Below are 25,654 nucleotides of genomic sequence, written 5' to 3' on the forward strand. Positions count from 1 at the left end.
ATCAACGCTCCGTTGGCAGAGTGCGGGCGCCGCGCCACATCAGGCGGCTGCGCCAGTTACGCGGCGCGCTGTCACCGCCGCCGCGCGCCACGCGGCCCGCAAAGAGGTTGCGGCCGAGCCGGTTCATGAGTTGCCGCAACAGGATCGACAACACCAGATACGTCGCGGTGATGATCACGTAGCTTTCGAACGAGCGGAAATTGCGCGACTGGATGAAGTTGGCCGCGTAGGTCAGATCGGGCACGGAGATCTGCGAGACCACCGCCGAGCCGAGCATCACGATCAGCACCTGGCTCAACAAGGAAGGAAACACGTTGGCGAGCGCCTGGGGCAGCACGACGTAGCGAAACACCTGGCGCCCATGCAGGCCGAGCGCCTGCGCCGCCTGCACCTGGCCGCGCGAGATCGAATCGATCCCGGCGCGCACGATTTCGATTGCGTAGGCGCCGAGGTTGACGGTCATCGCCAGAATCGCAGCCTGCACTTCGTCGATATGAATACCGAGGCTCGGCAGGCCGAAGAAAATGAAGAACAACTGCACGATGAAGGGCGTATTGCGGATCAACTCGACATAGGTCGCGATCACCGCGCGCGCCCACTTCGGGCCGGCCACCGCGATGCTCGCGCCGCCAATGCCGACGAGGCCGCCGAGCACGGTGGAGACGGCGGTCAGCCCCAGCGTGACAGCGACGCCGCGCGCGAGCAGCCCCGCATACAGGCCGAAGCCGCTGAAATCGAACGCATAGGTCATGGCGTGGCGCTCATCCTGAGGTCAAACTCCGGCACGAACGTCCGAAGGAAGTCCCCTTGGAGGATGCCCCGAAGGATCCCCCTTTGGGGACCGGCTCGGCCAGTCCGCGCAATAAAGGTTTAGAGGTCGGCCGGCAGCGGCGCACGCAGCCATTTCTGCGAAATCGCATTCATGGTGCCGTCCTTGCGGGCCTTGGCAATCGTTTCGTCGACTTTCTGCTTCAGACGCGGCTCGTTCTTGTTCAAACCGACGTGATCCGGCGAGCTGAACAGCGAGAACTTCTGCTCGGGATCGTTCGCGGGATGACGCGCAAGAATGGTGGCGCCGACGTCGTTGCCGACTACCATCAACTGTACCTGACCAGAAAGAAACGCCGAAATTGCGCCGTTAGGATCGTCGAATCTTTTTATGGTCGCGCTGGCCGGCGCGATCTTGCTGACGCTCAGGTCTTCCAGGGTGCCGCGCGCAACCGAAATCGTTTTGCCGGCGAGGTCGGCGGCGTTCTTCACGGGCAGCGACTTGGGACCGAAGACGGCGAGGTAGTAGGGCGCGTAAGGCTGCGAGAAATCGATCACCTTTTCGCGCTCGGGTGTCTGGCCGACTGAAAGCAGCATGTCAGCCTTGTGGTCAGCCAGATAGGCCATCCGGTTGTCGCCCGTCACCTGCACGAGTTCGACCTTCGCGTTGAGCGCCTTGCCGATCAGGTTGGCCACGTCGATGTCATAGCCCATCGGCTTCATGTCCGGGCCGATCGAGCCGAACGGCGGGTAGTCCTCGAATACGCCGATGCGCACGGTCCCCGACTTGGCAATGTTGTCGAGCGCGTCGGCATGCGCGGCCGGCGACGCAAAGGCGCACAGCGCGCCGAGGCCGGTGAAGGCGAGCGTCGCGGCAAGGGTGGCGAAGACGCGGCGCGTGTTCGATTGGGCAACTTGGGGCTGATTCATGGTCTTTCCTCTGTCGAAAACTCGTTATTGGAATGGGCTTCAGGGTGAGCGTTTCAATGCGCCGCGCGGGCCGCGATCAGTTTGCACGCGTGCGGTGGCAGTTCCGCGAAGACCGGCATGCCGAGCATCAGTCCCGGCGTTTCGCGCGGCGTGGTCGCGGCAGTCAGGGTGAAACCCGCACAGTCGATCGTGGCCTCAAGCGACGCCCCCACATCGCGAATAAATGTCACCGTGCCCGCGAGGCGGTTCGGCCCGGCCTCGGCGGACGCCGATTTGACGCACACGTCTTCCGGCCGGATCAGCAGGCGGATATCGTTGCCGGACTCCGGCACGCGCGCCGGTTGCGCAACCGCAATGCGCCTTCCGCCCGGCAGGCTGACACCGCCCGCGCCGTCGTAGCTGACCGGCAGGATATTACCGAGCCCGATGAAGTCAGCGACAAATTCGCTCACCGGGTCGCGATAAATATCGAGCGGTTTGCCGACTTGCGCAATCCGGCCTTTCTCCATCACCACGATTTCGTCGGCCATGGTCATCGCTTCGCGCTGGTCGTGCGTCACCATGATCGTCGTGATGCCGAGACGCTGTTGCAGCAGGCGGATTTCGACCTGCATTGCTTCGCGCAGCTTGGCGTCGAGCGCGGAAAGCGGTTCGTCGAGCAGCAGCAGTTTCGGCTGCGACGCGATCGCGCGCGCAATCGCCACGCGTTGCCGCTGGCCGCCGGAGAGCTGCGTGACCGGCCGGTTCGCCATATGCGGCAACTGGATCAGCTCCAGCAATTCGGCCACACGGCGCGCTTGCGCGTCTTTCGCGGTCTTGCGCAGCTTGAGCGGATAGGCGACGTTCTGCGCGACCGTCATATGCGGAAACAGCGCGAGCGACTGGAACACCATGCCGAAGTCGCGCTGGTTGGCGGGCAGATGCGTGATGTCTCGGCCGGCAAAATCGATGCGGCCCGAGCTCGGCGTTTCCAGCCCGGCGATCATCCGCAACAGCGTGGTCTTGCCGCAGCCGGACGGCCCGAGAAAGCACACCAGCTTGCCGTCGGGCACGCTCAGATCGACACGGTCGACGGCGTGGGCTGCGTTAAAACGCTTGGTCACGGCCTGCAAGGTCAGATGGGTCATCGAATGCTCCAGCAAAAAGGCATCGTCGCAGCGCGAATCGGAAGGATGGTCAAAGCGCCACGCCTTCGTCGCCGATCAGTTTCTCGAGCAGCCAGATCAGCGCGAAGTCGATCGCGACGATGAATACGGCGAAACAGAACACGGTCGGATCGAGCGACGACACCGTGCGGCTGTAGAGCCACACCGGCAGCGTCATCGTGTCGATGCCGTACAGAAAGAAGGTCACCGTGAATTCGTTGAACGAGACGATGAACGCGAACAGCATGCCGGCAAGAATGCCGGGGCGCATGAGCGGCAGGATCACGTCGATCAGCGCGCGGCTCGGGCTCGCGCCCATCACGCAGGCCGCTTCCTCGAACTCCGGGCCGATCGAGGCCACCGATGCCGCGCAATTTTTCACGGTGAACGGCAGCGCCAGAATCACGTGCGCGATGATCAGGCGGAATACGCCGAGTTCGACCGGCAGCACGTTGAATACCAGCAACAGCGACAAGCCGAGCATCACCAGCGGATAGACGAGCGGCAGCGCCACCAGTTGTTCGACCGCGGGTTTGCCGCGAAAGCGGTAGCGGCTCAGTGCGTAGGCGGCGGGCACCGAGACGAGCGTGGCGATGAGCATCGTCGAGAGCGCGACGATCAGGCTCGTGCTGAGCGCGGCGCCCATCGAGAGCGAGTCGCTCGCGTCCGGCGAGACGAAGCTGTGCCACGCCGCGCGGTACCAATGCAGGCCGTAGGCGTGTGGTGGAAATTCGAGCGTGTCGGCCGCGCTGAACGACATCGTGATCATCGTCAGGATCGGCAGCGCGGCGAGGAACAGCACGACGGCGGCGAGCAGCGCGGTGGCCTTGCCGAGCTGGCCAGGCATGGTGGTTGGCAAACGCGGCAAACCCGGCAGAAGCGGTGAACGCGGTGGACGCGTCAGGCGCGGAGTCTGGATCGGCGTGCTCATGCGTGAGGCTCCTCGGCAAGACGTTGTGTACGGCGCACGAGGCGCTGCGACAGCGCCATGACGGTGAGCGTCGCGATCATCAAGACGACACCCGATGCGGACGCGGCGGGCCAGTTCAGCAAGGGTGCGACCTGATCGTGGACCAGCACGGCGAGCATCGGCACACGGCGTCCGCCGAGCAGCAGAGGCACGGCGAATGCGCTCGCGTTGTACGCGAACACCAGCAGGGCGCCGGACACGAGACCCGGCATGGCGAGCGGCAGCAACACGTGTCGCAGCGTTTGCCAACGCGTCGCGCCGAGCGTGGCCGCGGCTTCTTCGTACGAGCTCGAGACCGCGCGCATCGCGCTCGACAAGGGCAGCACGGCCAGCGGAAACGCCGTCTGAATCAAACCGAGCAACACGCCGTGTTCGCGATACAGCCACATCACCGGACGCTCGACGAGACCGCTGCCGAGCAATGCGTGATTGAGCAGGCCTGCCGGACCGAGAATGATCAACCAGCCATAACCTTGCAACAGCAGATTGACGAGCAAGGGCAGCAGCACGCCCGCCAGCAACAGCCGCCGCGCGAGCCGCGACTGGGTGCGGGCCATTGCCAACGCGACGGGAATCGCCAGCAGCACGGCGCAGACCATGCTCTGGAACGCGAGCTTCAGCGTGAGCCACAACGACTTCAGGAAATAGCCGTCGAGAAGATCGGCATAGTTCTGCAGCGTGAAGCCGTGCCATTCGTTGCCCTGGGTGCCAAAGCTCATCCGCAGCACGACGAGCGCTGCCGCGCCGAGTAGGGCGAGAAATAGCAGGATCGGCGCGAGCAGAAGCCAGGGGCGCGCCTTCGCGAGCGCGGTGGACGCCGCTTCGTGCGGTTGGTCCGCTTCCTCCGGTGCGCCGGACGAAGCGCCGGGCGAGCCGGAGGCCGCGCCCGGCGTATCGCCCGACGCCGCGTCGGAGGCCGCGTCCGCCGCAGGCGAAGCACGCCGCGAAAAGCGCGCGAGCATCGCGGTCATGCCGAGAAAATTTCGGTGTAGCGCTTGATCCACGCGGGCTGCACGACAGCGAGCGCCTTGTCGTCATGCAGGATCGCTTTCTCGGCGATCTGTTGCGGGCTCGGTACGAACGCACGGCTCTCGGCGGGAATCACGGCTTTCGAATTGACCGGCCCGTTCAGCACGTCGGCCGCCATGCGGCCTTGCACGCCGGCGTCGAGCGAGTGGTTGATGAAGGCGTGGATCAGATCGCTGTCGGCGGGATGCGACTTCGGGATCACCGTGAACATCAGTTGCGTGGCGAAGCCTTCCTTCATGCCGTAGGTCACGCCCATTTTGTATTCGGGCTTGCGGATCTGGTCGGGGAAAAAGGCCGGCGAATAGATGCCGCCGATATCGAGCGAACCGGTGCGGAACAGATCGGCCACCTGATTCGGGTTCTCGCCGAGCGTCATCACGCGGTCTTTCAGTTGCATCAGCTTCCTGAAACCGGGTTCGATGTTCTGCTGCGAGCCGCCATTCATTTTCGCGGTGATGATCGCGAGGTCCACCGCTTCGGCCCATTCGGGCGGCGGCAGGAACAGGCGTCCGGCGTACTTCGGGTCCCACAGTGCTTCGTACGAAGACGGCGCGGTCTTGACCGTCGACGTGTTGTAGATCAACCCGTCCGACCACAGCAGATAGCCCACGCCAAAGCCATTCGCGCCCGTGCGGTATTGCGCCGCGACGTCCTTCAAATTCGGCAGCTTGTCGAGATCTGGCTTCATCAACAGGCCCGCGTCACCGAGACCCGCCGCGCCGACGCCGGCCAGCGTGATGACGTCGTACGTGGGGCGATCGCCCGCGGCCTTGACCTTGGCGACCATGCCCGAGGTGCCGTCGGCGCGGTCGGCGATGACCTTCGCGCCGGTCTTCGCCATAAACGTGGCGGCAATGTTACGCAACGCGGCGGCGCCGGTGTCGTCCGACCAGGTCAGCAGACGCAGCGTCTTGCCGGAGAAGTTATGCTCCTGGGCGCGCAGATTGATGAACGGCATCGGCAAGGTGGACGCCGCGAGTGCCGCGCCGATCGTCTTGATGGCCTGCCTTCTACCCCGTTTGATTTCCTGCATGGCGGTCTCCTGTGTTGAACGCCGGTTGCCTGGTGATATTCGCTCTGCCCACTGCCACTGCATCGCCTATTTGCGCTGCGTGTCATACCCAAATCAGTGCCCAACCTCACGCGATACCGGATGCGCTGCGTGTTGATGCACTCTAGGTTTGCCAAAATCCCCCAACAAACGAAATATGCGCATGGAGGGCATGACGGAATCTCATGGGCCGTGTCGCGCGATGCTAGCGGTGGCTCTGCTGCGATCCGTGGGAACGCCAATCCAGTGGCGTATCGGGGTTAACGTCCATGATTTTTCTGCGCAAATGGGTTGGCAGGAGGTATGAGGAAAGCTCGGTTCTGGTGCGGTGCCCGGCGGGATATGCCCTGAGTCGGTGCAAACGATCGCGCTTACGCCACAATTGATCGTCGCGCCATGAGGGAAATGCATGTGCGTTTGCTTGTGCGCAACTCGTGCGAGAACTTCTGATCGCGTATCCTGTGGACTCAACGGGCGTGATGGCGCCTATCGCGTGCATGCGCACGCAATGATTTTTTCTGATCCCGGACAGGACTACTCCGATGCGACGTCTCCCGCCGCTCAACGCGCTGCAGATCTTCGAAACCGTCGCGCGGCATCGCAGCTTTACGCGTGCCGCGGATCACTTATGCCTGACGCAAGGCGCGGTGAGCCGGCAAATCATCGCGCTCGAGGACTATTACAAGTTTCCGCTCTTCAAACGTCACGCCAAAGGCCTGACGCTGACCGCCGAAGGTGAATTGCTGCTGCCCGCCGTGAAGGAGAGCTTCGCGCGTATCGAGGAGATTTCGCTGCGCCTGACCCGGCAACGCACCGATCTCGCGCTGAAGGTGCCGACCTGCGTGATGCGCTGGATGTTGCCGAAGATCATGCGCTTCCAGGCCGAATATCCCGAGTTGCACGTTCAGATCACCACGACCTGGCAGCACGATGTCGACTTCCAGCTCGAGCCGTTCGATGCGGCGATCATCTATGGTTCGTCGCCGGGCGTGGGCGTGCAGGCGGTGTCCTTGTTCGAGGAGCGTCTGACGCCGGTGTGTGCGCCCGATCTGCTGAAAGACAAACCGCTCGACGAGATCGCGGACCTGGCGCGCCACACGCTGCTGCATCCGACGCGCGACCATCGCGACTGGAAGATGTGGCTCGCCAAGGTGAGCGAGGTGGATACCGTGAAGGCGCAAGCTATCGACGCGGAGCACGGCCCGAGCTTCGACACGCTCGACATGGCGACCAACGCGGCTTTGCAGGGTTTCGGCGTCGCCATCAGCGACCTTGCCTTGATCGACGAAGACGTTGCGGCGAGGCGCCTCGTGCGGCCGTTCGATACGGTGCTCAAGACCGGCTGGCGCTATTACTTCGTGTATCCGGATTCAGTCGCGCATCAGCAGAAGCTGAATCTGTTTCGCGACTGGATTGCGGCGCATTGGGAAGAATAAGAGAAGTAGGACGCGTGCGTTGTCCGGGGGAGAACGCCGCTCACTTGAACCCGCCATCAGGGCGCGAAAGACAGAAACAGATACGCCGCGAACAACGACAGATGGACGGCGCCTTGCAGGATCGTCGTGCGTCCGGAACTCAGCGTCAGGGTGCCGACCACCAGGGTGAGCATCAGCAAGACGGTTTCCTTGCCGTCGATACCGAGGATGAGCGGCTGGGCGGTCCACAAAAACACCGCGGCGACGGTTGGAATGGTCAAGCCGATACTGGCCAGCGCCGAACCGAGCGCGAGATTCAGGCTGTTCTGCAAGCGATCGGCCCGCGCCGCGCGCACCGCGGCGAGCCCTTCGGGCAGCAGCACCAGCGCGGCAATGATAATGCCGACCACCGCCGGCGGCGCGCCAGCGTTTTTCACCGTCGTTTCCACCACGGGCGAGAGCACTTTCGCCAGCAACACGACCGCGACCAGGCACACTACCAGCAAGCCACCGCTCGTCAGCGCCACGCCGAGACTCGGCGGGGCGGCATGGACGTCCTCGTCGGGCACGTCCGCAAGAAAGTAGTCGCGATGCCGCACGGTCTGGACGAACACGAATACCCCGTACAACACCAGCGAGGACACGCCCGCGAACGCCAGTTGCGATGACGACAAAACTGGACCCACGCTGGTCGTCGTGTAGTTCGGCATTACCAGAGTCAACACGGACAACGACGCAAGCACCGCCAGCGCGGCTGCGGCGCCACGACTCTGAAAGTCCTGCTCGCGATGCCGGATGCCGCCCACCAGCAGGCAAATGCCCACGATCCCATTGCAGACGATCATGACCGCGGCGAACACTGTGTCGCGCGCGAGGCCGGCTTTTTCCGGCCCGGACGTCAACATCACCGAAACGATTAGCGCGACTTCGATCACGGTCACGGCCACTGCCAGCACCAGCGTGCCGAACGGCTCGCCGACGCGATGTGCCACGACTTCCGCATGATGTACCGCCGTGAACACGGCAGCGCACAGCGCAACCCCGATCAGCGCGAGCAGCAGCCCGTTGCCCGGCAGGACGTAGGCGGCGCCCAGCACGATCCAGGCGACGAAGGGCGCGGCAATGGTCCAGCGGGGCAAGGCGGTTGCGGGCGCGGTCATTCGGGACTTCCTTTCGTTGCGGGTTTGTGTGGCGGGTTTTTGCGGCTTGAACCGGACCGGCGCGATGCAGGCAGACGGGCGCCGGCAAGACTTGCGAGCGAGCGTGGGTGCTAAACCATCCTGTCAACAACGCGCCCTAACGCATTAAATTATAAAGGATAGTTCGCAGCTGGCGAGGCTTGGTCAGCCTGTGGGACGGATTGCGCCGACGCAGTGGCGAGGGTCCGCAACGGTCGATGTTGACAGCTTCAGGGAAATTCAGGGAGACAGGGGTGTTGCAGTCCGGGCGCGCCGCTTCGTGAGAAGCATTGCGCCCGGGTATAGCGCTAAGGCGGGTAACGCGGTTTACTGTCCGACCGGACGGATCGACAGTGCGTTCTTGACCGATGTTACGCCTGGGACAGCTTGTGCGGCCTGGGTGGCGAGGTCGACTTGCGGCTGCTCAGGCACCGTGCCGGCCAGCGTCACCGCGCCGCTACGCGCACGCACGGTAATGTTGGTCACCGACAGGCCCTTGGTCTTCGACAGCGCGTTGCGCACTTTGCGTCCCAACGCCCGGTCGGCTTTCTTGACCGACTTGGCGCTGGTCGCCGAGGAAGCCGCCGTCGGGGCAGTCGTAGCGGCAGCATCGCTGCTTTGCGCATACCCGTTGATGGACGCCAGAACGATCAGCGCGCCGCCGACCATCTTGATTGCCTGGAATGCTTTCATTCAACTCTCTCCTATTGTCATGAACACGACGGCCCGTGGATGGGCCGTCGTCCTACGCCAGCGGTACTTCGGGATCAAATCTGAATGGAACGGTGCTGCGGATCGTACGACTTCTTGCAAACTGTAAGTTGATCAGGCGCACTTAAACTCACGCATGCCGGCAAGGGCTGTGCTGCAGGCCGGAAACACACGATACTCCAATTAGTGCCATGGTGATTGCGTCGCTGCCCGGAAATGAGGTTTTGGTACAACGAATGGGCCGATGAATGCAGGCCGATGGCGCTTTACCGCTCGATGCGGCGTGGGTGACACGCTTTGGCGTGCCGGCTGGATGCCCGGATCGCCGATCCATCGAACTTTGCGCTTTGCGCTTCACGATCCGTCTGGACTGCATGCCGACTCAACCGCTACCCGTTCGCCCTTTGCGTCGTGACGATTTGCCGCCTGATGCGACCGCGCTGGCGCGCTTCATGGTCGGCAAATACCTGGTGCACGATCTCCCCGAAGGCCGTATGAGCGGCCGGATTGTCGAAACGGAGGCGTATCCGATCGGCGATTCGACCAGTCACGCGTTTATGGGCCGCCGTCCGTATAACGGCTCGATGTTTCTCGCCCCCGGCCATGCGTATATCCGGCTCACGTACGGGCTTTCGTACATGCTGAATATGTCCGCGGAAGCGGAAGAGGTCGGCGCGGGCATTCTGATTCGCGCCATCGAACCGCTGGAAGGTTTGCCTCTGATAGAAGCGCGGCGGCCTGGCGTACCCCTGCGCGACCTCGCGCGCGGCCCCGGCCGGCTCACCATGGCCTTCGGCATCGGTCAGTCATTCGACGGTCGCGATCTTTGCACCGGGCGCGATTTGTGGATCGGCGTGATGGAGACAGGGGATGGTCCGATCGGCGTGACGACGCGCATCGGTTTGTCGCGCGAGATGCATCGGCCGCTACGGTTTTTCGAGCCCGGCAGCGCGTTCGTCAGCGGACCGCGAAAACTGTTGCTGCCGCCGCATGCGGAAGCTTTGACCGGTGCGCCAGATTGACCATTGGCAGCCATGCAATGCGGCAGAACACGCTCGGTAGCGGTGTATTGCAGAAACATCAGACAGAAAGGTTACGATCCCGACAATTATTACGGTAAAGATGGGGCTTCAATGTTGCCTGCTGGTAAGTTCCGCCGCATTCTTGCGTTTTGAACAATTATCTATCTCGCAATCAAGGGTTTTCCCTTGATGATCGGGTGACTAGACTGAAGTCACTCGCTTCTCACATGGTGTGGTAAGCGAAGCAAAAAACCAGGTCTGGAGGTAAGTCATCATGAAATCGCTCATCAAGGCAGTCGCTATTGCAGCCATTCTCGCCGCCCCGGTCGCTTCGTTCGCTCAATCGAGCCAACAACCCGTGACCCGCGCGGAAGTCCGCAGTCAATTGATCCAGTTGGAACAAGCCGGCTATAACCCGGCCGCGAGCAACGACACGAACTATCCGTCCGACATTCAGGCCGCCGAAGGCCGCGTGCAGGCTCAAAACCCGGCCGTCGCGCAGACGCAGGAACCGGTCGCGGATACCAGCGGTTACGGTGGCGCGGTAAGCGGTTCGTCACAAGCGGGTGGCGTGGTCCAGCCGATGTCTGGCCCGAAGTCGGTCTACTTCGGTAACTGAATTGCGCGGCTGCGGCCGATCCGGTCCGCAGCCGGGTGACGCGCGCGGTGCGCGCATCGATTGAGCGCACGTTCGACGATCAGCAAGCAGTCAGCAGTTCGATACGGGTATGGCAATGCGCGTCTTATGCGGCGCGCATTGAAGAAACGGAAACCTCCGCTGCCGCAAGGTAGCTTCGCCCAACCTCTTTCAAGGATTGGGCTTTTTTTGTGCTTCGTTGCGCCCGGCGGCGTGCGATCCGTGACGCCTGAGGCTTGACGCTTGACGCTTGACGCGCGATCGCCGCGAGTTCGCGCGTCGGGCGGCCAAGCTCAGGGCCGTTCGCCGTGGATATAGAACTCGAGTTGCTGGATCGTGAATTGCTGCTCGGCGATGATGTTCTTCACCAGGTCGCCGATCGATACCATGCCCACCAGCCGGTCGTTTTCGATCACCGGCAAGTGGCGCATGCGCCGTTCGGTCATCAGGGCCATGCAGTCTTCGGTGGTCTGGTCGGGCCGCACGAAGCGCACGGCTTTGCTCATGATGTCGCGTACTGGCGTGGCCTTCGACGAGCGGTCCATCAGCACGACTTTGCGCGCATAGTCGCGCTCCGTAATGATCCCGGCGATGCTGTCGCCTTCTGTCACGACCAGTGCGCCAATGCCTTTTTCAGCCATCAGCTTAATCGCGTCGTAGACGGAATCGTTGGCCTCGACAGTAAAGACGGTGGTGTGATTGGGTTTTGTTTTAAGAAGCTGTGCAACGCTTGTCATGGAGCGGCTCCGTTTCGCAGTGCAGCACGCCGATGCGGCGCGCTGTCGTGAGGGACAGGCCATTCCAGTATAGGCGCGACGCGCCGCCGAAGTACTTCGGGAATACCTGTGGCGTGCGGCACGTCTGGCATGGGTTAGCCTCGAGAGCGGCGCGGCGCCACGGCGGTTCCTTGCCCGGCGCATGGACATCCGGGTGCGTCGCGCCGATTAGCGGTAAACTCCAGTCCTTACTTGTCCGTCCTTTATCCCCGGTTTGACCGGGTTCATGTCAGCACCATTGCCCAACGCCATGCTCACGTCTCACGATCCGTCGCCAGCAGCAGACGGCGCAATCAACGGCGAGTGCGTCATCCTCGACGCTACCGCCACGCTCCCTACGCGCTACGGCACGTTCACCTCCTACGTGTTTCGCGTGTGCGAAAGCGGGGCCGAACATCTCGCGCTCGTGATGGGCGACGTCGCCAACAAGTCATCCGTGTTGACACGCTTGCACTCCGAGTGCCTGACGGGCGACGTGCTCGGCTCGTATCGCTGCGATTGCGGCGAGCAGCTCGACCTGGCGCTGCGCTATATCGCGGCCGAAGGCTGCGGCGTATTGCTCTATCTGCGCGGCCACGAAGGGCGCGGTATCGGCCTGTCGAACAAGATTCGCGCGTATGCGCTGCAGGAGCAGGGTCGCGACACCGTCGAGGCCAATCTCGATCTCGGCTTGCCCGATGACTCGCGCGAATACGATTCGGCGGCGGGCATTCTGCGCACGCTCAAGGTGACCTCGGTGCGCCTGATGAGCAACAATCCGGAGAAATTCGACACGCTGTCGAAGCACGGCATTCCGGTCTGCGAGCGGGTCGCGCTGGCGATTCCAATGCGCGAGGAAAACGAGCGCTATATCCGCACCAAACAGTCGAAGTTTGGGCACTACTTCGACGAAAACGAGTAAGCCATGCGTGCGCACCGGCCACCGTTTGCAAACGGTGGCCGGTGCAGTGGCGTTGCTTTACTGCCGCGCCTGAACGAACTTTGCGAAGTTGTTCAATATGGCTTGCCACCCTTGTTGCTGCTGTTCGATGGAATTTTCCGCTTCAGCATCGAACACAACACGAACCGTCACGCCCTTGGCTCCCGGTATGAACTGCACCGAGGCCGTGCGGTCGCCAAACGAGAACTCCAGCAGTTCGTCAGGAACGACCTTGGTATAGGTGCCTTCGAAATCAAAGCCGAAGCTGCCGTCCCTGGCCTCCATGCGCGACGAGAAAATGCCGCCGACGCGCAGATCGACAGTGGATTGGGTTGTGTGCCAATCGTCAGACGCCGTGTTCCACTGTTTGATATCGCTCGGCGTTGTGTAAGCGCTCCAAACCTTGGCGATGGGCGCGTTGACGAGCGATTCGACGGTGATTTTCGTGGTCATGACGTTGCCTTTCGTTTGCCGTTATGAGGTTCAATGAAGTGACGAACGAAATTATCCTTCATGACGCCGGGCAGTTGGCGAATATTGTCCGTAGTCGTGGCTGCGTCGCCCTTGCCACGGACGATACGGCGCATCCACGGCGTACCGGGCCGAGTTAAACCGGGATGCCTGGATCCGCGCCGGGTTGCAGCGAATCAGAATAAACCAAAGTCGTCGTTACTGTCGGGAATCGCGTTGAGCACGTCCTGAAGCGCGCGCCAGCCGACCAGTCCCGCGAGACCTGCCGAGAGCGCGAGGATCGTTGTCCAGTCGCGAGTGTTCGTCGTTCCGTGCGCTTGCAGCGGGCGACGCGCGGCGATTTTGCGCGACTTCACCGATGCGCGCAGCAAAGGGCAGGTATGCATGCCGTTTCTCCTATCGCGAGTGTGGTTTAGCGTCCAGCGGCGGTTGCCGTCGATGTTGCGGCGACCCGCGCCAGGATCGCCGTGAAGACGTCCGCGAGGGCCGTCGAACCGAAGCGCCGCTCGCTGATCTCCGTTTCGACGTCGATGCGGCCCGCGTTGTGCGCGTCGTACAGTTCCATGATGAGACGCGCGTGATTCTCGCCGAGTCCCGCGCCCTGGAGCATCGCGGCCCATCTGCTGCGCGGCACTTCGTGGGCCGTAATCTGACGCTGCGTCAACGCACCGAGCGTGTGCGCAAGGTCCAGCGCGTTGACGCGCGCTTCGCCTTCGATACTGACTATGCGTGGCGTCGTCTTCGCTGGTCTGTCATCGAGCAGCAGTTCGGCGGCCAGCAGGCCGACGTCTTCCGCGGCGACGCTCGGAAACAGCTTGACCAACGGATGATGCAGGCTTGGCAGCACGCCTCTCGCGAGCGCGACAGGTAAGACGCGGGCCCAGTTGTGCATGTGTTCCGCGGCGCGCAGAAACGTCAATTGCGAGGCAACGTGCGCGAGCTGCGTTTCGAGTGTGTGAAACAGCGTTGTAATGCCCGTGCCGCTCGCGTGTTCCGCGCCGTAGTCGGAGAGCGCGAGCAGGCGTTGCGGCGGGTTGGCGCGCAATGCGTTCGCGCTCACGTCGATCATGCGCCGCATCGTGGTTGCGGGGTCGGCGTCGGCGCGCGGCACCGGACACAGTATCTGCACCGCGTAGGCGCCTTCGATGGCGCGCGCGACCGAGGCGGGGTCGAGCAGATCGGCAATGGCGATTTCGCAGCCGATTTCCGCTAGCACCGCACCTTGCTGCCCGTTGCGGACCACCGCGCGCACTTCACGGCCCGCCCGGCGTAACGCCGCGGCACTTACTCTGCCTACATTGCCTGCTGCTCCAAAGATCACGAACACGTTCAGCTCCTTGCTGGATCGGTATGTCGCCATCTTAGGGAGATGGGGGTAGAGAAACGCGCGGGCGAGGATCGTGATGCGCAGATTCGGATGACTGTTTTCTTTGCGGCGACGCAGCATGCGTATCGAGGCGGCTCGCGCTCAAGCAAAGCCACGAAAAACGCAGCACAATGCACACACGTTGGCCGCTATCCACGAGGGAAGCAATGAATGCCGTGACACCGATACTGCAACCGCACAGTGGTTCCCGCGTCGCATTGCGCTCCAGCAAGGCGCTCGGCTGGCAGGGTTTTGGCGCGGAGCTGGTGAACGTGGCAGCCGGGCTGCACCGGATTCCGGCGCTCAAGCATCATCGCGTGGGTGTGCATGTCGGCGCGCCGGTCAAGGCGCGTTGCATGTGCAACGAGAAGCGCTATTCGCGGATTCAGGCGCATGGCGACGCCGATGTGATTCCCGCGGGTGTCGACGGGCAGTGGACCGATGAGTCCGCCTGCACGATTTTCAGTATCTGGATCGGCGAGGACTTCGCGCAGCGCACCGTCGAACAACTGGAGTTGAAGACGAGCGAAGCCCGGCTTCGTCCACAGTTCCAGATGCGCGATCCGCGCTTTCAGCATCTGGCCTGGGCATTACGCGCCGAACTCGAAGCGGACGATGCGTCTGATCCGCTCTACGCTGAGAGCCTGTGCACGGCGATGGTGGTGCGGCTGGTCGGCAGCGCGCCGGTACTCGAGAGGCTCGAAAACAAACGCCGTACGCTTGCGCCGAAGACTGCGGCGCGCGTGATCGAGTTTATCGAGGCGCATCTGGATCAGCGCCTGACGCTTGACGAACTGGCCGCGCACGCCGAGTTGAGCGTGCCGCATTTCAAGGTGCTGTTTCGGGAAACGCTCGGCATGCCGGTGCATCAGTATGTGGTGCAGCGAAGAGTCGAACGGGCGAGGGCGTTGTTGCTTCATGGCAGGTTGAGCGCGAGCCAGATCGCGCTGGAGACGGGGTTTGCCCATCAGAGCCATATGGCCCATTGGATGGGGCGGTTGTTGGGGGTGACGCCGCGGGAGCTGGTTAAGTCAAGTGCGAATCCGGGCCGTGTTATCGAACTCGACCCCCTCAATGCCCGCCGCATCGCAACGCTGCGATAGCCCTTGAACCCGCACCACCATAACCAGTTTGGAGTTCCCGCTCTATTGCCCTAAACCGATTTCCATAGCTAAATGCGGACTTCGCAACCGGAGGCCGTCACATGTCGAAATCGAAGGGTTCTCGCATCGTCGCCTGGGCAATCGCTGCTGCTGTTGCCAACGCGCCGCTCGCCGTGCTTCTGACATTCGCCACTTCGGCCGGCATCGATCGCGCGGTTGCGGCGACGTCGAACACCAGCAGCGACGATTACGCGGCAACCCGCTATCCGATCATTCTCGTCCATGGCCTCACGGGCACCGATAAGTATCTCGGCGTGCTCGACTACTGGTACGGCATTCAGTCGGACCTCCAGCAGCACGGCGCAACCGTGTATGTGGCGAATCTCTCGGGCTTTCAAAGCGACGACGGTCCGAACGGCCGGGGCGAACAGTTGCTCGCCTACGTGAAGCAGGTTCTCGCGGCAACCGGCGCGCAGAAGGTGAACCTGATCGGCCACAGCCAGGGCGGCTTGACCTCGCGCTACGTTGCGGCGGTGGCGCCGGAACTCGTCGCGTCCGTGACCACGATCGGCACGCCGCATCGCGGCTCGGAGTTCGCCGACTTCGTGCAGGATGTACTGAAAAAGGACCCAACCGGTCTTTCGACACCGATCATCGGCGCCTTTGCGAATATATTCGGCATCCTGACGAGTAGCAATCACAACACCAACCAGGACGCAGTCGCCGCGCTGCAAACGCTGACCACGGCGAACGCCGCAGCCTACAATTTGCGCTATCCGAGCGCGGGTCTTGGCGCACCGGGTTCGTGTCAAACGGGCGCGGCGACGGAAACCGTCAACGGCAACACGCATTTGTTGTACTCGTGGGCGGGCAGTGCGATTCAGCCGACCTCGGTGTTTGGCATTCCAGGCGCCACCGACACCAGTGTTGCGCTAATCGATTCCGCCGACGTCCTCGATCCGTCGACACTCGTTCTGTACGGCACCGGCGCGATCATGCTGACCCGCCAGTCAGGGCAGAACGACGGCCTCGTCTCCGTGTGCAGCGCCCTCTACGGCAAAGTGCTCGGCACCAGCTACAAGTGGAACCACCTCGACGAAATCAACCAGTTACTCGGCGTGCGCGGCGCGAATGCCGCGGACCCGGTCGCGGTGATCCGCACGCAGGCGAATCGATTGAAGACGCAGGGCGTGTGAACGGATGCTGCGATCGGACCGGCAGCGGGGCAGTGCACGGAGTCAGTGGTTGGCGTTCGTTGCAGTGGGTGCGGTGTCGGCGGGCGTTGCGTTCTGGCTGAACCGCACGCCGCCCGCGCATGATGCGTCAGCACTCAACGCGGGGAATGCAGCGAGTTCTGCGCAACCGGTGCTCGCCTTGAGCAAAGACCCGGCCACCGACCTGTCGATTGCCGGCACCTTGCCCGCTTCGCTCGACGGTTCGTCGCCACCCCGTTTGCCAACCGATGGCCACGGCCGTCTCGCGCGCACGCGTGCGGTCCGCGACTTCTTCGATTACTTCCTGACGACGCAAAACGAAATCTCCGTCGCGACGCTCGACGCGTTGGTGCATCGTCAGATCGCAGCACAACTCGACGGCACACCGGCTGCCGCCGAAGCGCTGAGCGTCTGGCAGCGCTATAACGCTTACCTCAAGGCGCTCGCACAACTGCCGGAAAGCGCTCCGACACCAAACCAAAGCCAGAATCAGGGCGGCGCAAAGCTGAACGTCGAAGCGCTGCAACTCGCGCTCGATCAGCGCGACGCGCTAGGCGCCCGATTGATGGGCGAATGGAACGAGCCGTTCTTCGGCGTTGAATCGCAACAACAGCACACGGATTTGGCGCGCTTGCGCATCGCCTCGGATAGCGCGTTAAGCGACGCGCAAAAAGCGGCGCGTCTCGCCGCGCTGGACGCGACGCTGCCGCCGGAAATACGCGCGGCCCATGAGCGTGCCCGCCAGCAGCAGGCCGCGCTCGACGCGATCGCTCAGGCGCAGAAGCAGGGTGGCTCGCTCGATGCGATGCGTGCGCAGATCACGCAAACGCTTGGCCCTGAAGCGGCGGAGCGCGTCGTGCAAATGCAGCAAGCCGACGACGCCTGGCAGTCCCGCTATGCGGACTACGCGAACCAGCGCGAGCAGATCGACAAGCAGGATTTGCCGCCCCAGCAACGCGACGCGCAGATCGCGCAACTGCGTCAGCAGTTCTTCAGCAATCCGGGCGACGCCATGCGCGCGGCGTCGCTCGATCGCGGCAGCGGTTCAGCAAATTGAACCCGCGATCGCGGCCCGGCCCGTCAACCCGGCGCCACGCCCGTCAACTGCGAATAAACATCATGCGAGAGTTGCAATAACACCTTGCGATCGATCCCACCTGACACGGCATAGCCAAAGTCGCCGTCCACCCAGTAGAACACGTTCACCGGGCCATCCTGATACAGCTTGAACGCCGTGGTATTCGAGTTCGCCTGCCGATGCGAAATGCACAGCGTCACGCGTTCGCCGTTTGGCCCGCGATACATGAATTGCGCAGTCGGACCATCGGTGCCCGGCAGCAGGCGGCCGCCCGACAGGTTGAAGCCGCTTTTCGCCAGCATCGGCGGATGCACGTTGGTGCCGAGCCGGTTGGACAGCCATTGCACGAAATCCTGTTCGTGATCCGCGGTCATGTCGGCCGGACGGTCCACGGCGGGCATATAGACCACATGTGCCACCGCGGCTTGCCGCGCGAACATCTCCGCGCTGTTCGCACTGACCGGGCGCGTGTCGGAGTGACTGGCGACCGGCGCCACGACGTCCTGCCCCATATGCGTGCCCATGCCGATGCCCACGCCCATCACCAGCGCCGCCGCCATGCCGGCAAACTGCGGCCAATTGGCCGCAATGCGCGAGCGGCGCTTGCCGGCCGCAGCCGTCTGCAGACGTTTGGGCACGGGCTCGCTCAGCACGCGGTCATAGCGCCCATGGAACATGTTGTTCAGCGAGAAATAGTCGCTGACGCGCGCGGCCAGCTCGGGGCTCTGTTCGAGCGCGCGCTCCACCTCGACGCGCCGTTCGTCGGACAGCGTGCCGTCCACGTAGGCGTGCAGGTCTTCTTCGCCGATCGGCGTGTGTTGGTCGCTCATCGCACCACCTGTAATTTTGCACCGGGCTGCGTGCCCGCCATCAAGGCCCGAAGCCGCTCGCGTCCGCGTGAGAGGCGCGACATCACCGTGCCAAGCGGAATATTCAGGGCGAGGGCCACGTCGGCATAGCTCATTTCCTCGAGACCGATTAGCAGCACGACCTCGCGCTGTTCCAAGGGCAGGCGCTGCAGCGCGTAGTCGAGGTCGCGCATTTCTAGCGAACGGGTTTGATCGGACGGCACGGCAAATTCGCTTTCATGCACACTATCGTCGTCGACCGCGACGTGGATGGCGCGTGCGGAAGCCTTGCGCGCCTGATTGGCGAACACGTTATGCATGATCGTGAACAGCCACGCGCGTAGATCGGTGCCGGGCTGGAACATGCCGGTGCGGCCGAGCGCGCGTTCGAGTGTGTCCTGCACCAGATCGTCGGCGAGATCGCGATTGTTGATCAGCGCTCGCGCATAGCGCCGCAAACGCGGCACATGCTCCATCAACTCGTCACGGACATCCATTTTTTATCCCAATCGTGGGGCTGCTCGTGGGGCGCCGGATGGGCGTCCGTCGATTGAACCGCCACGCGTATTCGAAGTGTGAACACGCGTGGGCGCATTTTATTCCGTAGTTTTTTGCAGCGTCGCGAGAAAAACCACCGGAGGGCTTACCGCATGGTCATCGCATCGGCGGCACGCATCAGACGACGAGTGCGGGCGTTACCCGCGACCACGAAGTGCTGGCGCTGCGCCGTCCAGGTCAGCAAGCGGATCTCGCCGATGCGGCGTGCGGCCCACTGCGGCTGCGCCTGTGCAAACAGTGCCAGGGTGGAAATCACCACGACGGGCTGGTTGTCTTCGTTCAGATAGACGAATTCGTTGGCGCGTTGGAACGGGCCGAGCGATAGGACCCTTTGATCCACGAGTCGTAAGCCGACCGCTGCGAGCGTCGGTGCGGATTCGCTGGTTCGCGTCGGCGACGCGGCGGAATACGGTGCGGCGGCGATTTCCGCCAGCGCCATCACGGCGGCATTGTTGAGCGCCTGCCGGGACACCTGGGTGGCGGCCAACCAGCCGCTTATGGCCGCGAACGTCAGAACGAGCGCCGCGAGCGCATGGACCACCTTGCCCGGACGCTTCGCGGTCATCAACTGGCGAAACGCGCCGCGCCACCCTTGCGCACGGTTCGAAACGGGTTCATCGGTTGTCTGGAAGGCTTGTTGCATCCGCGCGTTCAGCCTGCCGTAGAACGCCACCCGGCGCGCTTCCGCCGGATCCTTGCCCAGATAGTCCTGCAAGAACGCGGCACGCTCCGGCGTCAGTGTGCCATCGGCATAAGCCTGAATGTCTGCTTCGGAAAGCGGCGGGTCGGAAGGGGCGTCGATTGAGGTCATGGTGGCGGCGTTCGTCGGATTTCAGCTAACGGATTGCAGCTAACCATCGGCAAACACGCATTGAGGCGAGTTTATTCCCGGTTCGAAGTTTGTTTTTTTCGAAGCGTCAAGGCAGGAATAAAAACCGCCGACCGGTGGTTTTCCCTCATGCGAACCCGCACAAAACTCTCTGGAGTTCATCATGAAGAAGATCGCTTTTGCCGCATTGTCCGTCGTCATTCTTGCCGCTTCGTCGAGCGTCTTTGCCGAAGGCAAGACACGTGCTCAGGTGTACCAGGAATTGATCGAAGCTCAACAGAACGGCCTTGACTACGTTACTGACGCATCGTATCCGGACGTGAGTCCCGTCTTTGCACAGCAGGTCGAACACAACAAGGAAGCATACGCCGCAAAGGCGGCCGCCGCGAACCACATGGCGAGCGGCAGCGCGGCAGCAGGTAACGCCAATTGAAGGGAACACTATCCGGCGCGCGTTGCGAACGGGCGCGCCGGATATCGGATGGAATAGATCGCTGCATTGGGTGTTCACCAATGAGTACATCCTTCCGGGCGTCAAGGAGTCGTCGTGACAAAACCATCCGTTCCCAATGCTGGACCCCTATGCGTGCCATGCCGGCTCGCCGCGATCGGCGCGGTCGTTGCGGCTCTTGCCGGCGGCTTCGCCTATACCGCGGGCTGGCTGACGCCCGCGCGGCTCACTGCGTCGCGTTTCATCAACACGTTCGAAGCAGTGGCCGGTCAGCCGCATCCGGGCTACCGCCGCAATCATGCAAAGGGCTTGTGCGTGGAGGGCTATTTCGACAGTAACGGCAACGGCGCGATGCTGTCGCGTGCTTCGGTGTTCGCCGTTGGCCGCACGCCGGTCACGGGGCGTTTTGCAGTACCGGGTGGCAATCCGTCCGCACCCGACACGAGCTCTCCGGTGCGCAGTATGGCCTTGCTGTTTCAATTGCAGAATGGCGAGCAGTGGCGTACGGGAATGAATTCGACGCCCGTTTTTGCCGTGCATACGCCGGAACAGTTCTATCAGCAACTGGTTGCGGCGAAACCCGATGCCGCAACTGGCAAACCGGACCCGGCAAAGCTGAAAACCTTTTACGACACGAATCCGGAGACGAGGCCATTTCAGGCCTGGGTGAAAGCGCATCCACCCTCATCGAGTCTGGCGAACGCCGCGTACTACAGCATCAACGCATTCTGGTTTGCCGATCGTGCTGGCGATACTCGCGCCGTGCGTTGGGCAATGGTGCCTGAAACACCGTATGCGCCGATTACAGACGCGCAAAAGACTGAGAAGAATTTCCTTGCGGCTGACCTCGACCAGCGCCTGCAAAGCGGACCCTTGCGTTGGCATCTGATCCTGACGGTCGCGCAGCCGGGCGACCCCGTCGACGACGCAACGATGCAATGGCCCGACGATCGCCAGCATATCGATGCCGGCACGCTGGTGATCGATCGTTCGACGCCGCAGGAAGACGGTGCGTGCCGCGATGTCAATTTCGACCCGACCATCTTGCCCGCGGGCATCCGGCCTTCGAACGATCCCTTGCTCGCGGCACGCTCGGCTGCTTACGCGCTGTCCTATAAGCGTCGCACGCTCGAAGAGACGCTGCATCCCGCGATCCACCAAACGCAGACAAACGGAGGCCGGTCATGAAGCAGCGGCAAGCACATTTCAGTCCGCTCGCGCGAGCCCTGCATTGGACGATGGCGCCGTTGATCGTCGCGATGCTGTTCATCGGGGTGGGGATGGTTGCGACGGTGTCGCATGCGCATAACACGCTGATCGCGATTCACAAGCCGCTTGGCATTGCTTTGCTGCTGCTGGTGATATTGCGCGCGAGTGTGCGTATCAGGCGCGGCACGCCGCCGTTGCCGCGCGACATGCCGGTGCCGCAACGCATCGCCGCCAGGCTGTCGCATCTCGTCCTCTATGCGCTGATGGCGGCCATGCCGGTAATCGGCTGGGCGATGTTGTCCGCATCCGGATATCCGGTCACGCTATATGGCTCGCTGCATTTGCCGCCGATCGCGCCGCATAACGTCGAACTGTTCGCAGTACTGCGCGCGTTGCACACATGGCTCGCATTCGCTCTGTTTGCCACCGTGCTGCTGCACCTCGCGGCGGCGCTGTTTCATGGCTTGATCCGCCGCGACGGGGTGTTCTCGAGTATGGCGCGCGGCGGGCGTTAGCCCTTCACCCGCTCCGAGCGCGGATCGTAAGGTGCCTTCAGATGCACGGTCGCCGGCAGCAGATCGCCGGCGACGTCGATCATGTATTGACCGCCGTTCAGGTACGCCGCGTCGGCGACGCCGTCCGGATTGTTGATATAGCCCATCGCCACCGGACAGCCGAGCGTGTGTCCGAACGCCGCCGAAGTGACGAAGCCGACCGGCTTGCCGTCGCGAAGAATGGCTTCGCCGCCCCACAACATGCGATCGGCGGCGCCATCGGCGGTGAGCACCACCATGCGGCGGCGCACCGGTTCGGCGCGCAATTTCAACAACGCATCGCGGCCGCGGAATACGATGTCCTTGTCGAGCTTGCACGCGAACGACAAACCCGCTTCGAACGGATTCGTATCCGGCGTCAGTTCGCGGCCCCACGCGCGATAACCTTTCTCGATGCGCAAAGAATCGATCGCGTAGTAGCCCGCGTTGACGAGACCGAACGCTTTGCCCGCAGCGTGCAGGGTCTCGTAGACACCTACCGCGAATTCCACCGGCACGTACAACTCCCAGCCGAGTTCGCCCACGTAGGTAAGACGCGTGGCGCGCACCGTCGCATAGCCAAGATCGACCTCGCGGCTCTGGCCGAACGCAAACGCCTCATTGCTCCAGTCGGCTTTCGACACGCTTTGCAGCAATGCGCGCGAGCGCGGGCCCATCACGGCGAGCACGGCGTATTGACCGGTGACGTCGACCAGCGTGCAGTGTTTGTCGTGCGGAATCGCTTTTTCGATGGTGTCGAAATCGCGCGTGGTTTGCGCGGTGCCGGTGACGAGCAGATATTGATCGTCGGCGAGACGCGTCAGCGTGAAGTCCGATTCGTAAGTGCCGCGTTCGTTGAGCATGCCCGTGTAGACGGTGGTGCCGGGCAGCACGGCGACGTCGTTGGCGACGATGCCTTGCAGCACGCTCTCTGCATCGCGTCCTTTGACGAGAAATTTGGAGAACGACGTCATGTCGAATAGCGCGACGCCTTCGCGACACGCGCGATGTTCGGCGCCGCTCCACGGCAGCCAGTTTTGCTGGCCGAACGCGTAGTCGATCCGTGCCTCGGCGGGTGTCGGCGCGAAAAAATTGGCGCGCTCCCAGCCCATCTTGCTGCCGAAAGAGGCGCCGTCTTCACGCAACAGGGAATACAGCGGGGAGCGGCGAAATGGCCGTGCGCTGTCCAGTTCGCGATTTGGCCAGGGCATCGCATAGTGCAGGCCAAGCGTTTCCTTCACGCGATCGTGCAGCCACGTGTCGTTACCGTTAAAGCGCGCAAAGCGGCGGATGTCGACCGGCCACAGGTCCATCGTCGGCTCGCCCGCGACGATCCATTCGGCGAGCGCCATGCCCGCACCGCCGGCCGACGCAATCCCCATCGAGTTGAAACCCGCACCGACATAAAAGCGCCGCAACTCCGGCGCTTCGCCGAGCATGAAGTTGTTGTCCGGCGTGAACGATTCCGGGCCGTTGTAGAACTGCCTGACCTGCGCGGTTTCGAGCGCGGGCACGCGCTGCAGCGCATTTTCCATCAGGATTTCGAACTGATCCCAATCGTCGGGCAACAACTGGAATTCGAAATTGTCCGGGATGCCGTTCATGCCCCAAGGCTTCGCGTTCGGCTCGAAACCGCCCATCACAAGACCGCCCACTTCTTCCTTGAAATAGATGAAGCCGTCCGGGTCGCGCATCACGGGCAGGTCCGGATGCACGCCGGCAATACGTTCGGTGACGATGTAGTAGTGCTCGGCCGAGTGCAGCGGCACGGTCACGCCGCACAGGCGGCCAACCGCCTTGGCCCATTGGCCCGCGCAATTCACGACGATATCGGCGCGGATTGTGCCTTCCGCTCCCTCCTTGTTGCGCCACGCGAGGCCGCTCACTTCGCGTGCGCCGGTGGTGCCGTTGGCCTTGTCTTCGAGCGCGGTACGCGTATGGATCGCCGTGACGCGCGTGTTCTCGACGATGCGCGCGCCGCGTGTGCGGGCGCCGCGCGCGAGGGCCTGGGTTAGATCAGTGGGATTCGCTTTGCCGTCGCCGGGTAGCCAGACGGCGCCGAGCAGGTCGTCGGTACGCATCACCGGCCATAGATCGCCGGCCTCCTGCGGGCTGATCACGTCGCACGTCACGCCATAGGCGCGCGCGACGGCGGCGGTGCGCTTGAGTTGCGTCATCCGCTCGGCCGTGCGGGCCACCGAAAGCGAGCCGCATTGCTTCCAGCCGGTCGCAAGACCCGTGTCGGCTTCGAGGTCGGCATAGAGCGCGGTCGAATAGCGGATCAGTCTGGTCATGCTTTCCTGCGCGCGCAGTTGACCGACGAGGCCAGCCGCGTGCCACGTCGTACCACACGACAGTTGACCCTGTTCGAGCAGCACCACATCGGTCCAACCCAGTTTGGTGAGGTGATAGGCGACCGAACAGCCAATAATGCCGCCCCCGATGATGACGACACGGGCATGGGTGGGGATGGATGTGGACATGTGTGGAAATTGGTTGAATTAACGCGTGTAGATTGCAACAAATCTTGGCAAAAAGCAACGATCGATTTGCCTCGCGAGCGATCAAAGGATGCGGCGGATACATCGGCAACCGACCGTAGCGCTATCTTTTAATAACCAAGTAGGTTAATATCAATCGGAGGCGAGATTGGAAAAAAGTACGCCTCATTGCAAGTTGGCGGATGTCCAAAGCCTCGTGCGCGCGGGGAAAACCAGAATCACGAAATCGGCCGTGATTGGAGCTGCGGCACTTGGCCTCGGGCCTGCAGCAATCATCGAGACTTTGATGTTGCTTGATCGCGGGAATTTTCGAAAAAGCATGACCACGTACGCGGACCATCGGGTCTGGCAGGACGTCTACTGTGCCGTCACGGAAGCAGGCATGGTCTATCTGAAATTGACGGTGATCGAAGACGTCCTCGTCGTGTCATTCAAGGAGTGGTGAGCATGAAATGCCCAAACTGCGGAGCGGCAGAGTTGGTGCGCGATACGCGCAATATGCGCTATGTCTACAAGGGTGAGACGGCTGTCTTCGAGGCCGTCACGGGCGACTATTGTCCGGCGTGCGACGAGGCGGTGCTCGACATGGACGAAGCAACGCGCACGGGCCAAATGATGCTGGCCTTCAATAAGGAGGTGAATGCCTCGCAAGTGGATCCCGCATTCATTGCCGCCGTGCGTAAGAAACTTGATCTGGACCAGCGCGAGGCGGCGGAAATTTTTGGCGGCGGGGTGAACGCCTTTTCACGGTACGAAAATGGCAAGACCCGGCCACCGCTCGCACTTATCAAATTGTTGAAGGTGCTGGATCGGCATCCGGAGTTGCTGGCGGAAGTGAGGGCGAGCTGAGCTTTGTTTTTCGGGTTGTGGGTTTGTATGGAAATGCGTTGAGTTTTCTTGGCGAATGATGAGGGTGTTTGTTAGACTGGGCGCTGCCATCCC

General features: G+C 62.6%; 28 protein-coding genes. 12 read left to right on the forward strand and 16 right to left on the reverse strand.

Going from position 1 to position 25,654, the window contains the following annotated elements; all coding sequences use genetic code 11:
• Position 1 precedes the first annotated feature (1 nt).
• From PQR67_RS19050 to PQR67_RS19075, 6 genes are all read right to left on the reverse strand, one after another.
• The gene (locus PQR67_RS19050; protein ID WP_408462439.1) at positions 2–751 is read right to left on the reverse strand and encodes an amino acid ABC transporter permease; all 750 of its coding nucleotides are present in this window, start codon (positions 749–751) and stop codon (positions 2–4) included.
• Between the two features lie 119 nt (positions 752–870).
• The gene (locus PQR67_RS19055) at positions 871–1,698 is read right to left on the reverse strand and encodes a transporter substrate-binding domain-containing protein (RefSeq protein ID WP_408462441.1); all 828 of its coding nucleotides are present in this window, start codon (positions 1,696–1,698) and stop codon (positions 871–873) included.
• 53 nt (positions 1,699–1,751) lie between these two features.
• Positions 1,752–2,825, reverse strand: coding sequence for an ABC transporter ATP-binding protein (locus tag PQR67_RS19060; RefSeq protein WP_408462443.1), 1,074 nt, complete (start codon positions 2,823–2,825; stop codon positions 1,752–1,754).
• A gap of 49 nt (positions 2,826–2,874) precedes the next feature.
• Positions 2,875–3,774, reverse strand: coding sequence for an ABC transporter permease (locus PQR67_RS19065; protein ID WP_408462445.1), 900 nt, complete (start codon positions 3,772–3,774; stop codon positions 2,875–2,877).
• Positions 3,771–4,784, reverse strand: coding sequence for an ABC transporter permease (locus tag PQR67_RS19070; protein WP_408462447.1), 1,014 nt, complete (start codon positions 4,782–4,784; stop codon positions 3,771–3,773). The genes PQR67_RS19065 and PQR67_RS19070 overlap by 4 nt, the downstream gene beginning before the upstream one ends.
• Positions 4,781–5,875 (reverse strand): ABC transporter substrate-binding protein, encoded by a 1,095-nt coding sequence (locus tag PQR67_RS19075; protein WP_408462450.1) that lies wholly within the window; start codon positions 5,873–5,875, stop codon positions 4,781–4,783. The genes PQR67_RS19070 and PQR67_RS19075 overlap by 4 nt, the downstream gene beginning before the upstream one ends.
• A gap of 560 nt (positions 5,876–6,435) precedes the next feature.
• On the opposite strand from PQR67_RS19075, the gene PQR67_RS19080 reads away from it, so the two are divergent.
• The gene (locus PQR67_RS19080; protein ID WP_408462452.1) at positions 6,436–7,329 is read left to right on the forward strand and encodes a LysR substrate-binding domain-containing protein; all 894 of its coding nucleotides are present in this window, start codon (positions 6,436–6,438) and stop codon (positions 7,327–7,329) included.
• A 56-nt stretch (positions 7,330–7,385) separates the two neighbouring features.
• Here PQR67_RS19080 and PQR67_RS19085 read toward each other — a convergent pair whose 3' ends face one another.
• Both PQR67_RS19085 and PQR67_RS19090 read right to left on the reverse strand, forming a co-directional pair.
• Positions 7,386–8,468, reverse strand: a complete 1,083-nt coding sequence (locus tag PQR67_RS19085) for a calcium:cation antiporter (protein WP_408462455.1) — start codon at positions 8,466–8,468, stop codon at positions 7,386–7,388.
• Between the two features lie 345 nt (positions 8,469–8,813).
• A complete protein-coding gene (locus tag PQR67_RS19090; RefSeq protein WP_408462458.1) occupies positions 8,814–9,179 on the reverse strand; it encodes a BON domain-containing protein in 366 nt (121 codons plus the stop codon).
• 392 nt (positions 9,180–9,571) lie between these two features.
• On the opposite strand from PQR67_RS19090, the gene PQR67_RS19095 reads away from it, so the two are divergent.
• Complete coding sequence (locus PQR67_RS19095; RefSeq protein WP_408462561.1) at positions 9,572–10,219, forward strand: DNA-3-methyladenine glycosylase; 648 nt, start codon at positions 9,572–9,574, stop codon at positions 10,217–10,219.
• 274 nt (positions 10,220–10,493) lie between these two features.
• Positions 10,494–10,838 (forward strand): DUF4148 domain-containing protein, encoded by a 345-nt coding sequence (locus PQR67_RS19100; protein ID WP_408462461.1) that lies wholly within the window; start codon positions 10,494–10,496, stop codon positions 10,836–10,838.
• A 311-nt stretch (positions 10,839–11,149) separates the two neighbouring features.
• Here PQR67_RS19100 and PQR67_RS19105 read toward each other — a convergent pair whose 3' ends face one another.
• Positions 11,150–11,593 (reverse strand): CBS domain-containing protein, encoded by a 444-nt coding sequence (locus PQR67_RS19105; RefSeq protein ID WP_408462463.1) that lies wholly within the window; start codon positions 11,591–11,593, stop codon positions 11,150–11,152.
• Positions 11,594–11,882: 289 nt separating this feature from the next.
• On the opposite strand from PQR67_RS19105, the gene ribA reads away from it, so the two are divergent.
• Positions 11,883–12,533, forward strand: coding sequence for a GTP cyclohydrolase II (gene ribA / locus PQR67_RS19110; RefSeq protein ID WP_153142376.1), 651 nt, complete (start codon positions 11,883–11,885; stop codon positions 12,531–12,533).
• Positions 12,534–12,590: 57 nt separating this feature from the next.
• Here the strand turns inward: ribA and PQR67_RS19115 are convergent, their stop codons facing one another.
• The 3 genes from PQR67_RS19115 to PQR67_RS19125 all read right to left on the reverse strand — a co-directional run bounded on the left by PQR67_RS19115 (position 12,591) and on the right by PQR67_RS19125 (position 14,349).
• Entirely contained in the window at positions 12,591–13,004 is a 414-nt protein-coding gene (locus PQR67_RS19115) for an SRPBCC family protein (RefSeq protein ID WP_408462466.1), read from the reverse strand.
• Positions 13,005–13,198: 194 nt separating this feature from the next.
• Positions 13,199–13,408: a hypothetical protein gene (locus PQR67_RS19120; protein WP_408462469.1), complete on the reverse strand. Its 210-nt coding sequence runs from the start codon at positions 13,406–13,408 to the stop codon at positions 13,199–13,201.
• Positions 13,409–13,434: 26 nt separating this feature from the next.
• Positions 13,435–14,349, reverse strand: a complete 915-nt coding sequence (locus tag PQR67_RS19125; protein WP_408462471.1) for an NAD(P)H-binding protein — start codon at positions 14,347–14,349, stop codon at positions 13,435–13,437.
• Positions 14,350–14,555: 206 nt separating this feature from the next.
• On the opposite strand from PQR67_RS19125, the gene PQR67_RS19130 reads away from it, so the two are divergent.
• From PQR67_RS19130 to PQR67_RS19140, 3 genes are all read left to right on the forward strand, one after another.
• A complete protein-coding gene (locus PQR67_RS19130; RefSeq protein WP_408462473.1) occupies positions 14,556–15,491 on the forward strand; it encodes an AraC family transcriptional regulator in 936 nt (311 codons plus the stop codon).
• 101 nt (positions 15,492–15,592) lie between these two features.
• Positions 15,593–16,687 (forward strand): triacylglycerol lipase, encoded by a 1,095-nt coding sequence (locus tag PQR67_RS19135; RefSeq protein ID WP_408462475.1) that lies wholly within the window; start codon positions 15,593–15,595, stop codon positions 16,685–16,687.
• Positions 16,688–16,691: 4 nt separating this feature from the next.
• Positions 16,692–17,762, forward strand: a complete 1,071-nt coding sequence (locus PQR67_RS19140; RefSeq protein ID WP_408462477.1) for a lipase secretion chaperone — start codon at positions 16,692–16,694, stop codon at positions 17,760–17,762.
• A 23-nt stretch (positions 17,763–17,785) separates the two neighbouring features.
• Here PQR67_RS19140 and PQR67_RS19145 read toward each other — a convergent pair whose 3' ends face one another.
• The 3 genes from PQR67_RS19145 to PQR67_RS19155 form a co-directional block, all read right to left on the reverse strand.
• Positions 17,786–18,613: an anti-sigma factor family protein gene (locus PQR67_RS19145; RefSeq protein ID WP_408462480.1), complete on the reverse strand. Its 828-nt coding sequence runs from the start codon at positions 18,611–18,613 to the stop codon at positions 17,786–17,788.
• Entirely contained in the window at positions 18,610–19,128 is a 519-nt protein-coding gene (locus PQR67_RS19150) for a sigma-70 family RNA polymerase sigma factor (RefSeq protein WP_408462482.1), read from the reverse strand. Before PQR67_RS19150 ends, PQR67_RS19145 begins: the two co-directional genes overlap by 4 nt.
• A 146-nt stretch (positions 19,129–19,274) precedes the next feature.
• A complete protein-coding gene (locus PQR67_RS19155) occupies positions 19,275–20,000 on the reverse strand; it encodes an anti-sigma factor family protein (RefSeq protein ID WP_408462485.1) in 726 nt (241 codons plus the stop codon).
• Between the two features lie 181 nt (positions 20,001–20,181).
• Here PQR67_RS19155 and PQR67_RS19160 point away from each other — a divergent pair, with 181 nt between their 5' ends.
• The 3 genes from PQR67_RS19160 (at position 20,182) to PQR67_RS19170 (ending at position 22,193) form a co-directional block, all read left to right on the forward strand.
• Positions 20,182–20,451 carry a DUF4148 domain-containing protein gene (locus PQR67_RS19160; protein ID WP_408462487.1) on the forward strand — a complete coding sequence of 90 codons (270 nt, stop codon included), beginning with the start codon at positions 20,182–20,184 and terminating at the stop codon, positions 20,449–20,451.
• Between the two features lie 114 nt (positions 20,452–20,565).
• Positions 20,566–21,657 carry a catalase family peroxidase gene (locus tag PQR67_RS19165; protein WP_408462490.1) on the forward strand — a complete coding sequence of 364 codons (1,092 nt, stop codon included), beginning with the start codon at positions 20,566–20,568 and terminating at the stop codon, positions 21,655–21,657.
• Positions 21,654–22,193, forward strand: coding sequence for a cytochrome b (locus PQR67_RS19170; protein WP_408462492.1), 540 nt, complete (start codon positions 21,654–21,656; stop codon positions 22,191–22,193). Before PQR67_RS19165 ends, PQR67_RS19170 begins: the two co-directional genes overlap by 4 nt.
• On the opposite strand, the gene PQR67_RS19175 is transcribed toward PQR67_RS19170, so the two are convergent.
• The gene (locus tag PQR67_RS19175; protein WP_408462494.1) at positions 22,190–24,694 is read right to left on the reverse strand and encodes a GcvT family protein; all 2,505 of its coding nucleotides are present in this window, start codon (positions 24,692–24,694) and stop codon (positions 22,190–22,192) included. The two genes, PQR67_RS19170 and PQR67_RS19175, sit on opposite strands and share 4 nt — an antisense overlap.
• 166 nt (positions 24,695–24,860) lie before the next feature.
• On the opposite strand from PQR67_RS19175, the gene PQR67_RS19180 reads away from it, so the two are divergent.
• Both PQR67_RS19180 and PQR67_RS19185 read left to right on the forward strand, forming a co-directional pair.
• Entirely contained in the window at positions 24,861–25,157 is a 297-nt protein-coding gene (locus PQR67_RS19180; protein WP_408462497.1) for a type II toxin-antitoxin system MqsR family toxin, read from the forward strand.
• Positions 25,158–25,159: 2 nt separating this feature from the next.
• Positions 25,160–25,561, forward strand: coding sequence for a type II toxin-antitoxin system MqsA family antitoxin (locus tag PQR67_RS19185; protein ID WP_408462564.1), 402 nt, complete (start codon positions 25,160–25,162; stop codon positions 25,559–25,561).
• Positions 25,562–25,654 lie beyond the last annotated feature (93 nt).

Origin of the sequence: Paraburkholderia fungorum, assembly GCF_046026025.1 — a bacterium.
In the GTDB taxonomy this organism is placed as follows: Bacteria; Pseudomonadota; Gammaproteobacteria; order Burkholderiales; family Burkholderiaceae; genus Paraburkholderia; species Paraburkholderia fungorum_E.